Annotated in this window: 10 protein-coding genes; all 10 read left to right on the forward strand. The window is 39.3% G+C overall.

The features are described 5' to 3' along the window. The first annotated feature begins 129 nt into the window (after positions 1-129). The 10 genes from nikB (at position 130) to AMET_RS26250 (ending at position 12,009) form a co-directional block, all read left to right on the forward strand. Complete coding sequence (gene nikB / locus AMET_RS10190) at positions 130-1,050, forward strand: nickel ABC transporter permease (RefSeq protein WP_012063203.1); 921 nt, start codon at positions 130-132, stop codon at positions 1,048-1,050. Positions 1,051-1,088: 38 nt separating this feature from the next. After that, on the forward strand, positions 1,089-1,985 hold the full coding sequence (locus AMET_RS10195) for an ABC transporter permease (RefSeq protein WP_012063204.1): 897 nt from the start codon (positions 1,089-1,091) through the stop codon (positions 1,983-1,985). An 18-nt stretch (positions 1,986-2,003) separates the two neighbouring features. Beyond that, a complete protein-coding gene (locus AMET_RS10200) occupies positions 2,004-2,993 on the forward strand; it encodes an ABC transporter ATP-binding protein (protein ID WP_012063205.1) in 990 nt (329 codons plus the stop codon). Then, positions 2,986-3,963: an ABC transporter ATP-binding protein gene (locus AMET_RS10205; RefSeq protein ID WP_012063206.1), complete on the forward strand. Its 978-nt coding sequence runs from the start codon at positions 2,986-2,988 to the stop codon at positions 3,961-3,963. The genes AMET_RS10200 and AMET_RS10205 overlap by 8 nt, the downstream gene beginning before the upstream one ends. A gap of 100 nt (positions 3,964-4,063) precedes the next feature. Next, entirely contained in the window at positions 4,064-5,686 is a 1,623-nt protein-coding gene (locus AMET_RS24320; RefSeq protein WP_012063207.1) for a serine hydrolase, read from the forward strand. Then, positions 5,674-7,038 (forward strand): N-acyl-D-amino-acid deacylase family protein, encoded by a 1,365-nt coding sequence (locus tag AMET_RS10215; protein ID WP_012063208.1) that lies wholly within the window; start codon positions 5,674-5,676, stop codon positions 7,036-7,038. The genes AMET_RS24320 and AMET_RS10215 overlap by 13 nt, the downstream gene beginning before the upstream one ends. Positions 7,039-7,119: 81 nt before the next feature. Then, entirely contained in the window at positions 7,120-7,941 is an 822-nt protein-coding gene (locus AMET_RS10220; protein ID WP_012063209.1) for a M55 family metallopeptidase, read from the forward strand. Positions 7,942-8,320: 379 nt separating this feature from the next. Then, positions 8,321-10,642 carry a PAS domain S-box protein gene (locus tag AMET_RS10225; RefSeq protein ID WP_012063210.1) on the forward strand — a complete coding sequence of 774 codons (2,322 nt, stop codon included), beginning with the start codon at positions 8,321-8,323 and terminating at the stop codon, positions 10,640-10,642. A 199-nt stretch (positions 10,643-10,841) separates the two neighbouring features. Continuing rightward, positions 10,842-11,450, forward strand: coding sequence for a TetR/AcrR family transcriptional regulator (locus AMET_RS10230; protein ID WP_012063211.1), 609 nt, complete (start codon positions 10,842-10,844; stop codon positions 11,448-11,450). A gap of 103 nt (positions 11,451-11,553) precedes the next feature. Then, positions 11,554-12,009 carry an aspartyl-phosphate phosphatase Spo0E family protein gene (locus AMET_RS26250; protein WP_041720623.1) on the forward strand — a complete coding sequence of 152 codons (456 nt, stop codon included), beginning with the start codon at positions 11,554-11,556 and terminating at the stop codon, positions 12,007-12,009. Positions 12,010-12,286: the final 277 nt, after the last annotated feature.

Here is a 12,286-nt window from a genome sequence, read left to right on the forward strand (position 1 = left end):
GGTTTTATTCTGCCTGCTCCATTTATATAGTAGAAAAGTTCTGCTTTTATCGAAATCATTTTCTTGAATTTTAATCAAGACTAAATATAGGCTCCATAGGGAGTAAAAAACAACAAGGAGCGTGACTATATGCATATATATATTGCAAAACGCTTGCTTCAAGCGATTCCTGTGATATTCCTGGTAACGGTCATTACCTTTTCACTGATTCATCTGATGCCGGGAGATCCGGCAATCATGAGAGCAGGGGAAGGTGCCAGCATAGAACAGGTTGAGGCCATACGAGAGGCCATGGGTCTAAATGAACCCATCCACCAGCAATATCTGTCATGGGTAACTGGTCTTTTGCAAGGTGATTTAGGTTACTCATTGCAAGATGGTCGTCCAGTATTTTCTACTTTAATTCAGCGTTTACCAGCAACTTTATATTTGGTAATGGCATCCTTTGTGGTATCAATTGCTATCGGTGTCCCCATCGGTATATTGTCTGCGGTGAAGCAAAACACATTTATTGATTCCTTCGCCAGAGGATTTGCACTTCTAGGGATTTCCCTACCTAGTTTTTGGTTTGCTCTGATGATGATGCTGCTCTTTTCATATAAGTTGCAGTGGTTGCCAGCAAGTGGGTCTGGCACATTAGCTCACCTTATTATGCCATCATTGGCACTGGGCATGGCTTCTGCAGGACTGATTACCCGTATGACCCGCTCTGCCATGTTAGAAGTACTGAAGCAGGATTACATTCGTACTGCTCGGTCTAAGGGGCTTCGGGCACAAATTGTTATTTATAAACATGCCTTGAAAAATGCTCTGTTACCAGTGGTCACAGTCATTGGTCTTCAGTTAGGCTATCGTTTAGGTGGTTCTGTTATTGTTGAAACTGTTTTTGCTTATCCAGGTATTGGCCGATTTGCCTATAACCGTTTATTAGCCAGAGATTTTCCCATGATAATGGGTAACTTATTTATTTTTGCCATGATTTTTATCATTGTTAATATCATAACCGACATTATTTATGGATTCCTTGAGCCTCGAATACGATATGACTAGGAATCAAAGGACCAATCATAAAAAAGGAGGTTGAAGACTTGAGTTCAGTTGATTCAAAATTAGAGGCGGAAGTGAAAGTCCCTGTGAAACGCAGTACCAGTTTTCGGGATGACGCCATACGCCGGTTTAAGAAAAATCCCACAGCCATTTTTGGTCTTGTGATTGTCATATTTTTTCTTCTCATTGCTATTTTTGGAAAATTCATCACACCCCACGACCCTTTTAAGCAAAACATTATCAATGCCCATCAATCACCAGGAGGACAATATTTGTTAGGCACTGACTTTTTTGGTCGTGATGTGCTGAGTCGAATTTTTATTGGGGCTCGTATTTCTTTGTTAGTAGGAGTTGCGGTGGTAACACTTCGAGCTGTTATTGGCATTCCATACGGTCTCGTTGCAGGGTATTACGGTGGAAGAATTGAAGCTTTTATGATGCGTATTGTTGATGCATTCATTGCCTTTCCTGGAATTATTTTGGCCATGGCGATTATGGCTGTTCGAGGGCCAGGGATTGAAAATGTTATATTTGCCCTTACCATTAGTGGATGGCCAATGTTTGCGCGACTGGTGAGAGGTGAAAGTATGTCTCTAAAAGAAAGGGAGTACGTCCAGGCAGCTCGAGCACTGGGATATAACGATGGGAAAGTCATGTTTCAGCACATACTTCCTAACTGCTTGGCCACCATCATTGTTTATACCACCATGGGCATTGCCACACCCATTTTAGCGGAAGCTGGACTTAGCTTTTTAGGCCTAGGAGCCACAGCGGATCAGGCCACTTGGGGATTTCAGATGTCTCTAGAAAGACAGTATATGCGTACGGCCTGGTGGTCTGTTACCTTTCCTGGTTTAGCATTGATGGTAGTGATCCTAGGTTTTAATCTTCTGGGCGACGGCCTTCGGGACGTATTGGATCCTAGAATGAAAGAATAGACAGAGGGAGTTGATTCTTTGAGTGCCAATCTTCTTGAAGTAAAAAACCTTGTGACAGAATTCAGCACTCCGGCGGGGAAAGTCCGGGCCGTAGATGGTATAAGTTTCCACGTAAAACATAAAGAAACCGTAGGGATTGTTGGTGAATCTGGATGTGGAAAAAGTGTGACTGCTTTATCGATTATGGGTTTAGTTTTGGACCCCGGTGAAGTTCGCGGATCCATTGAATTTAACGGCCAGGATCTAGTCAAGCTCTCTGATCGACAGATGCGAAAAATCCGAGGAAATGACATTTCAATGATTTTTCAGGAGCCCATGACGTCACTGAACCCAGTATATACCATTGGAAATCAGCTTTCAGAGCCCCTACGCCTTCACCAAGGATTAAGTCGTAAACAAGCTTGGGAAAAATCCATTGAGTACCTTAAACTGGTGGGTATTTCTTCGCCGGAAAAAAGGGTTCATGAGTATCCCCACCAGTTAAGTGGCGGTATGCAACAGCGAGCCATGATTGCCATGGCCCTTACGTGCAACCCCAAGCTTCTCATTGCCGATGAACCAACCACAGCCCTAGATGTGACCATTCAAGCTCAAATCCTGGAACTGATGAAAGATTTAAAAGAGAAAATGTCCACCTCAATTATGATGATAACCCATGATTTAGCAGTGGTTGTGGAAATGTGTGAGCGAGTTATTGTGATGTATGCAGGACGGATCGTTGAAACAGGAACTGTAAGAGATATTTTCAAGAAACCACACCATCCCTATACAGAGGGTTTGATACGATCAATTCCTAAATTAACAGAAAAGGAAGACGTGCTTTATGAAATAAAAGGAAGTGTTCCCAGTCCTTTAGATGCACCACCTGGATGTAAATTTAATAATCGTTGTGAATTTGCTACTGAGCGTTGTGAAAAAGAAGAACCCGAACTGATCACCATCAGTGAAGGACATGAAGCCCGTTGTTTTTATCCTCGTAATGTAAAGGGGGAGTCGTCATATGGATAGTGAGAAAAAAACCTTGCTAAAAGTTGAAAATTTAAGAAAATACTATCCCATCAAAGGCGGTGTTCTCTCCCGTGTTGTGGGACAGGTCAAGGCTGTTGATGATATTAGTTTTCATGTTTTAGAAGGGGAAACCCTTGGTCTAGTAGGTGAGTCTGGTTGTGGGAAAACCACTACAGGAAAAACCATTCTTCGCTTGGTAAAACATACTGAGGGTGCTGTGACCTACCGAGAGCAAAATATTTTTAAATTTACCTCAAAACAGATGAAAGAATATCGTAAGGATGTTCAGATTATTTTTCAAGACCCTTATGGATCCCTGAATCCTCGACAAACTGTTGGTGACATGCTTAGGGAAATTATTCGATATCATAATCTAGCCAGTGGCCCAGAGGTAGAGGAAAGGATAGAGAGTCTCATGGAAATGGTGGGGTTAAACAGATATCATATAGGGCGCTACCCCCATGAATTCTCAGGAGGCCAACGTCAACGGGTGGGGATTGCCCGGGCATTATGCCTTGAACCCAGGATGATAGTCTGCGATGAGCCAGTCAGTGCCCTAGATGTCTCTATCCAGAGTCAGATTCTTAACCTATTAAAAAAGCTTCAGGGTGAATTAAACTTGACCTATTTATTTATTGCCCATGACCTTTCAGTGGTCAAGCATATTTCCGACCGAGTTGGGGTTATGTATCTTGGGAAAATGGCAGAATTGACCGAAACCGATAAGCTTTTTGAAAACCCACTACATCCCTATACAAAGGCATTGCTAAAGGCGATTCCAGTAGCCGACGTGGATCACACGCCATCCAAGGCAGTGTTGAAGGGAGATGTACCGAGTCCTAGCAATCCCCCTTCAGGCTGTGTATTTCATACCAGATGTCCAGAATGCATGGAGATCTGCTCAGAAAAAGTGCCAGTTATGACAGAAGCGAACCCAGGTCATTTTGTATATTGTCATCTATATGAATAAGACCCCATGAGGCAAATTTTCATTGCCTTGAGTACAGGAGCATATAACGGTTGCAGCGGGAGAGAATGGCGGAAATAATGTAGAGGAAAGGAGGCATTATATGCTCAAAGAGCAGATACTAGAAGTATTAATGGAAACAGAAGCCCAGGTGTCTGTTTCCATCAAAGATATGAGTCGTAACCAGTGGGTGATACGTTTGAATGACACCCATAAAATGCCCTCAGCTAGTATCATAAAGCTTTTGATTATGATCGAGGCATTTTGTCAAGTAGAAGAAAAGAAATTTCAGTTGAATCAGTCCCTAACAATCCCTAAACAAGATCAGATTCCCCATAGCATGACCACAGATCTCGAAGAAAATACCTTTCAATTTGTTGATTTAGTACAGTTGATGATCACTGTCAGTGATAACACTGCTACCAATGTATTGATTGATCTTCTTGGGTTTGAAAACATTAATCAAAGAGCTGAAAAGTTAGGTCTAAAGGAAACAGTCCTCAGTCGTAAAATGTTGGATTTTAAAGCAGCTAAAGAGGGAAGACAAAACCTTACCCATGGAGAGGATGCCATCAGGATGATGGAGCTTATCGTTACGGAGCAGGCTGCTTCACCTCCGATGTGTCGCCGCATGATGGATATTTTATTCAATCAGCAGGATCGAGAAATGTTGCGTCGGTTTATACCCAAAAAAGTAAAAGTGGCTCATAAAACCGGTGACCTGCCGAATCTGAACCATGATGTAGGATGGGTGCTCTTATCTGATATGTCATACCTTATTGGGGTTTTTGTCAACGGAGCAGCGGATAATCTAGAAGCAAAAACAATCATTGGGAAGATATCCAAGCTGGCATATGACTATTTTTCTAATCAATCACCAGCCTTAGCACTGGTTAAAAGCACCACAGCACCCATACAGCTGAAACCGGCCCCAGATAGTGAAATGGCTGACGAAGCCATTGCTGGCATGGTAGTGTCTAGATTGAAGGATTCAGGCGGTGGCTGGCATCTGATTCGAACGGACTATGGATACGAAGGATACCTCCACCAAAGGCACATGATAATGGATGAAGAAAGAGCGGCTTATTGGAAAGAACGGGCTCAAGATGTGATCATCAAGGCTTCAGCAGATGTGTTGGCAGGTCCTAGATATCAGTATCATGTGAAGCAGACATTGGTTCGTGGATCCAGGATAATACTTACGGGAAGGGAATCTGAAGAATGGACGGAAGTAGAAAGACCAGGGGGAGATAAGGGATGGATCCGTAAGGATTTTGCCCAACCCTATTTGTACCCTACCAATGATCCAAGCAACGGGGAAGAACAATTGTTGCGTAAAAAACTGGTGCAAACTGCACTAAGCTATCAGGGGAGTCAATACCGTTGGGGTGGTCGGACGCCCATTGGTTTGGACTGTTCAGGTCTGACATCTATCAGCTACTTACTCAATGGTCTGCTCATTTACAGAGACGCTGTGCTTAAAGAGACATTTCTAAACCCCATTTCTCTAGAGGAGATTAAGCCGGCTGATCTGATCTATTTTCCCGGTCATATCGCCATGTATATTGGGGGAGATAAATATATTCATTCCAGGGCTTCTGCCAATGGTGTTATCATTAACAGTTTAAATCCAGAGCATGGGGATTACGACGGTCCATTAAAAGAGAGTATTACGGGTGTCGGTACTATTTTTCGCCAAAAGGAGGCTGGAGAGTGGGTCCAATAGCAATCAATAACGGCTGGGTCATTGATCCGGCTAACGGAATTTTCTCTCAACTCAACATATTAATAGAAGATGGCAAAATTCAAGAGATTTCATCAAGTCCTTTTTCTGTGGAACAAGAAATCGATGCCAAGGGTTTGTATGTATGCCCTGGATTTGTAGATATACATATGCATGAAGACCCATATGATGAAGAGCAAGATACATTCCAAACCGACACATTCCAGTCTATGCTCCGTATGGGAGTGACCACAGCCATAGGTGGTAACTGCGGTACTGGACCGGAAGACATCCCTGGTTATCTAGATGCAGTGGAACGTCAAGGCCTGCCAGTGAATTTTGGTATGCTGGTGCCCCATGCTTCACTTCGTCAGGCGGTGGGAGTGACAGATCGATACAGCAAGGCTGCAGACGATCAAATATTTGAAATGAACGCTTCTGCTGGATGGCTTCTAGACATTGGATGCTTGGGGATTTCCTACGGTATTCGGTATATACCAGGAATCACTAAGGAGGAGATGGTGACAATATCCAAAGAAGCCGCCAGAACAGAAACATTTGTTGCTGCTCATATTCGGGATGATGCCAGTGGGGTATTTGAAGCTGCTCAAGAACTCCTAAGTATAGGAAAAGAGCTGGAAGTGGCTGTGCACTTTTCTCATATTGGTAGTATGGCTGCTTTTGGACAAATGAGAGCCTTTCTTTCTCTCATAGATGACGCCAGAAGCCAGGGAATGAATGTTTCATCAGATTGCTATCCCTATGCTGCTTTTAGCACTGGCATTGGTCAAACAACCTATGATGATGGTTTTCTAGAGCGGTATCAGATTGATTATGATCAGATAGAAATTGCTGACGGGGAACATGCAGGTCAGCGTTGTACAGAAAAACGATTTCATCAGTTGCGAAAAGAACGACCGGAAACCATCACCATTGCCCATGTGATGAATGAGGAAGAGGTTAACATCGCATTAGAACATCCTTCTGTAATGATTGCTAGTGATGGAATGCTCAAAAATCACCAAGGTCATCCCAGGGCAGCTGGTACTTTCCCACGTTTTCTTCGGGGAGTCATTCAGGGGGAAATTAATATTAGTTTGTCGGAAGCAATAGCAAAATGCACTTGTCTCCCGGCAGAAAAATTAAGAATACAGAAAGGAACCCTTAGTATTGGGTTCGATGCCGATGTGGTTGTTTTTAATCCAGAAACCCTGAGAGATCGGGCTGATTTTAATCATCCAGCCAACCCGCCGGAGGGAATCGAGTATGTGCTGGTAAATGGAAAAGTAGCTCTCCGAAAGGGAGCGTTACTTGAGAAAAATCAGGGTAGATTGATCGGGAGTCAATGGAGGTGATGGTTGACATTTCTTGTTTTTTCAAGGGCTTCCGATTTACAATTGTTTAAGAACTATGATGACATTGAGAGGAGAATTGACATGAAAATATATGTATCAGCAGATATAGAAGGCATTTGGGGTGTTGTGTCCCCTAGGCAAATTGGCGGGGAAAGTGAGGACTATACACGAGCTCGGAAACTGATGACCCAAGAAGTGAACTTGCTGTGTCAATACTTATTACAGAATGGAGCTAGTGAAATTGTCATCAATGATTCTCACGGTCCCATGGATAACATTATCATCGAAGAACTGAATCCAGAAGTGAGCCTTATTAGTGGGTACCCTAAGGATTTGAGCATGATGGAAGGGATCGATGAAAGCTTTGATTGCGTTATGCTGATAGGCTACCACCCAAAGGCAGGAACGGAGAAGGGTATTTTTGATCATACCTATGCTGGTAGGGTCATTAGGAATCTTTATATTGATGAAGAAGAATTGGGAGAAGTGGGACTCAATGCCTTAGTTGCCGGTGGTTTTGGGGTTCCTGTTGTATTGGTGTCAGGAGATGAAAAAGTGACACAGGATGTGAAAATGGAAATTGGAGACATAGAAACCGTAGCTGTCAAAAAAGCATTATCTAGGTATTGTGCGAAAAATATTTCTTTTTTAAAATTAGAAAAATTATATAGTGAAGCCGTTAAAAATGCATTAAAAGATGTGAAAAAATATCCTATTAAAAAACCGTCTTCTTCACCGGTTCTGAAATTGGAACTGTATCAAGCGGTTATGGCAGAAACCGTGGCCTGTATTCCCGGTGTGAAAAAAGTAGGCCCTACCAGTGTTGAATATATTGCCGAGGAAATGGCAGATGTTTATAAAGCACTTCGGAGCATTGTTACTGTAGCCCAAAACCTTATATAAAAAAGTTTTTTGGGGTTGAGATCCGGCATATGCTCCCGGCACTGATACACCAGAAGCTGGAAACTCTCCTTAAGAGAGTTAATAGAAATGCTGCGTCAGCTGGTGACTAGGAGTGATTGATTTAAAGTACAAAGGAATATGAAGACAGGGTAGACACGGATAAAGTGATTTGCCCTGTTTTTTTGCTTCTTTACAAAATTAGTAAACTGTTTCGATAAAAAAACACAAAAAAATACAAAGTAATGCAATAAAATGAAGTACAATAAGAATAAAGGTGTTATAGAAACAGTGCAAATAAAAAGGTGACATTTCAATATGATAATGAGATGAGCAATACATCGGAAATACTTGAGCATATAGAAGTGATGGGGGGATATTTATGGATGATATGAAAAAGGAAGAAGTAAATACAAATTATAAAAATGTTCTTGAGGACTTAATGGATATTATTCTTATCGTTGATAAGAATGGGAAAATTGTATATGGTAATAAAAGAGCAGTTGAAACCTATGGATACACTTATGAAGAACTAGTGAATTTAAGTGTTTTCGATCTTAGAAATCAGGATATAGAGGAACCTGTCCAAGAACAGTTAAAGCAAGCATTGCTAAGGGGCATTGAATTTAAGACATATCATTATAAAAAAAATGGGACTAAATTTCCAGTGGAAGTAAGATCCAGATATAGTGGTGAACAATCGAAAGGTAACGTTGTGAGTATCATTCGAGATATTTCCCATATAGATAAAATAGCAAAAGATGCAGAGATGTTTTCTGTGTCATTAGATATTCTTGATGATGCCATTGTAACATTTACAAAAGATTTAAAGGTATCTCTTTGGAGTAAAGCTGCGGAAGAAAAACTTGGATATACAAAAGAAGAAATAGTTGGGCAAAACATTAAAATATTGGTCCCAAATGAAAAGATAAAGGAATTTGAAAATGAAATATTTGAGGTGAGGAAAGGCAATGTTGTTGAAAGATTAGAAACTATCAGATTGCATAAAAATGGTAATGCGATTGATGTATCTATTTCAGTTTCTCCTTTTTATGATCCTGATGGCGTTTTGATTGGTGTATTAGGAGTGTATAAAGATATATCCCAGAGGAAGGAATTGGCTAAACAGTTAAAGCGAAATGAAGAACGCTGGAGATATGCACTTGAGGGAGGTCGTTTTGGAATCTGGGATTGGGATATAGAAAATAACAAAATCTTTAGTGCTGATCTTTGGAAAGAGATCCTAGGATATAATGAAGGTGAATTAAACGATACCTATGAAGACTGGATGAGTAAGGTCCATCCAGAGGATTTTCCCTATGTAAAGGATAAACTGAATAAGCATTCTCGCGGTGAAAAATATATCGATGAGTTTCGTATGAAATGCAAAGATAATACGTACAAATACTTAAGAGCGAAAGGACAGATAATAGAATGGAGAGAGGATGGCAATCCACTTAGGATGATGGGTACGCTTGAAGATATCACAGATCGAAAAATAATAGAAGAAGAATTGAAAGAAAAGTACAAACAATTAGAATTACTAAAAGAAGAAGCGGAAAATGCCAACAAGGCAAAATCACAGTTTTTGGCCAACATGAGCCATGAAATCAGAACACCTATGAATGGGATTTTTGGCGTAGTGCAGCTTCTGGAATCAACCGATGTGGGCGCGGAGCAAAATAAGTATATTAATATGCTGAAAGAATCTACACACACCCTGGCTGGAATTATTAATGATATATTAGATATTTCTAAAATAGAATCTGGGACTTTCAAATTAAATAATGAGCCTTTTAATTTAACGGAAATGATCAGTAGCATTTATCATGGTCTTTTGGTAGATGGAAATGCCAAAGGATTGGAAGTAGGTTATTACTTAGATCCAAATATTAATCCACAGGTTATTGGAGACGAGTTAAAGCTAAAACAAATACTAACAAACTTAATCAGTAATGCCGTTAAGTATACAGAGCAAGGATTTGTTTCTTTTAGGGTAAATAGAATTTCTTTTGATGAACATACTGAAAAGATTCAGTTTAATGTAAAAGACTCAGGAATCGGGATTAAAGATGGTTTCAAAGAAAAAATATTTGAGGATTTTAGTCAAGAGGATTCATCGACCAGGAAAAAATACCAGGGTACAGGACTAGGTCTCGCAATTTCAAAAAATTTAGCCCTATTAATGCAAGGAGATATAAGTTTTGAAAGTAAGCTTGGGGAAGGAAGTATATTCACGTTTACCTGCGAATTGCAAAAATCAAGGACAGAGGATGTTAATACTAAAAACCATGATATTGTTAAAGAAAAAGTTGAATATAGCAATCAGAACTCAAACAAAGTCATTTTATGCGTTGAAGACAATATTATGAATCAAGAGGTTATGGAAAGCATCGTTACAAAAAAAGGGTATCAATATTTAGCTGCGTATAATGCAAAAGAAGCCCTGGATATTTTGGAAAATAAGAAAGTTCATTTGATTCTAATGGATATACAACTCCCAGATTTAAATGGATTTGAGATTACAAAAAGTATTCGCATGGCAAAGGGGCCCATGAAAGATGTGCCGATTATTGCAGTGACAGCATATGTAGATCATAAAATTGAGAATAAGTGTATTCAAGCGGGGATAAATGATTATATGCCAAAACCCCTTGATTTAGAAAAACTTTATGAAATGCTTGAATCTTATTTAGAAGGATAGCCTAAGATAGCACTCTACATTGAGTGCTATTTGCATTTTAAGTCGATTTATGTCTAACGATTGTTCGCTAAATAACATTGTGTCGAATTGCAGAACAGTGATATAATTAACCTAACAGCTGTACGGTAGGCCATGATGATATAGATTAATATTAATCTCCAATGTGATTAGGTGTTCATTAGAATGGGCGGTGAAGAAAGTGACCAAAGATAAAAGCCAAACAAATAATGAAATTATACGGGTTTCATTTATCTTATTTTTAGAAAAAGGATATGAAGCAACGAGCATAAGAGATATCTGTAAGGAAGTAAATATTAAACCAGCTTCATTATACTTCTATTATAAATCTAAAGAAGCATTATTTCTTAGTATTTATGATGATATTTGGCATGAGAAGATTAAATACATTGAGGATATAGAAGAGTTGAAACAGAATATTTCTCCAAAAATGAAATTATATCATTTATACAAAAATATGCTGGAATTCTACACACAAAACATGGCAAAACAAAAATTTCTACTGAGATATCATCTTTTTCAAACAGAAGAGCTATCTACTGTGATTAAAGATAAATATAACTTTTGGAAGAATGAAGAGGAAAAGACAATGTTAGAAATCATAAATCAATGCCTAGATAGAAAAATATTAGATGACAGTAGACTCTCAAATGAGTATTTAGAATTGTATAAAAGATTTGAGTACCATCAAGTTATTGATATGATTATATCTAATGTTAAGTTGAATAATACGAAACTTGATGCGCTATGGTCTCAGTTTTGGAACTACACAATGATAAGCGAGGTGTAGTTGAAAAACGCAACATATATTGCTTTTTTCATTTTCATAAATAATATATGAGATGTTTAAATCCAGTGTTCTTATGTCATATCCGGTAAATGAGGAGAAAAACATGAGTAAAGAAAAAAACATAGAAAAATTCGTAGAATTTAAAGGAGAAGAAGACCTCTTAAATCAAATTGAAAATATGAGACGGCAATTGGAGAAGATGCTTACTCACTATGATGGTGAAGGGTTCGATGATGAGGTAATCGAAATGAGTCAATACTTAGATCGGTTACTTGTGGCTTATGTAAAGGGAAAAGATGAGCAAAACATCGTTGAAATGAGTATAAGCAGTAATCAAAGCCTGACCAATCTCTTTCAATATGAAATCTGTCCTTTTTGCAATGATAGCTGTGTAACGATTCTAGATCATAAGGAACAAGATTTGCGATATTTACTCTCTCATGATTCCCTAACAGGACTTTATAACCGGATGTACTTTGAAGAGGAAATTAGACAGCAAAAGCATCACTCCCATTTCAATCATTGTAGGAGATGTGAATGGATTAAAGCTGACAAATGAACATGTCATGAGCAAAGAAGATGCGATTGCTCGGATTAAGAAAGAAGCCGGTTATAAGCTGGATCCATATATCGTAGACATTTTTGTTGAGATGATATCAGGTAATTCAGCAACATAACCGACAGTAGTCAGGACATTTTCTAATATCTCAAGCAACAATTAGCTCAATTTGTGACGAAAAGTGATGAATATGTATTCTGAATATGTATGTATCACGACACCTATGCTCCTTAAAAAGCAAGGTGTTTTTTTATTAGGAAATTAAAAGAGCAATCAC

The organism is Alkaliphilus metalliredigens QYMF (genome assembly GCF_000016985.1).
Taxonomy (GTDB): Bacteria; Bacillota; Clostridia; order Peptostreptococcales; family Natronincolaceae; genus Alkaliphilus_A; species Alkaliphilus_A metalliredigens.

Excerpts from the sequence above, each read along its gene's own strand:
- nikB (WP_012063203.1), top strand. The coding sequence starts at position 130 with ATGCATATATATATTGCAAAACGCTTGCTTCAAGCGATTCCTGTGATA.
- AMET_RS10205 (WP_012063206.1), top strand. The coding sequence starts at position 2,986 with ATGGATAGTGAGAAAAAAACCTTGCTAAAAGTTGAAAATTTAAGAAAA.
- AMET_RS24320 (WP_012063207.1), top strand. The coding sequence starts at position 4,064 with ATGCTCAAAGAGCAGATACTAGAAGTATTAATGGAAACAGAAGCCCAG.
- AMET_RS10220 (WP_012063209.1), top strand. The coding sequence starts at position 7,120 with ATGAAAATATATGTATCAGCAGATATAGAAGGCATTTGGGGTGTTGTG.
- AMET_RS10225 (WP_012063210.1), top strand. The coding sequence starts at position 8,321 with ATGGATGATATGAAAAAGGAAGAAGTAAATACAAATTATAAAAATGTT.
- AMET_RS26250 (WP_041720623.1), top strand. The coding sequence starts at position 11,554 with ATGAGTAAAGAAAAAAACATAGAAAAATTCGTAGAATTTAAAGGAGAA.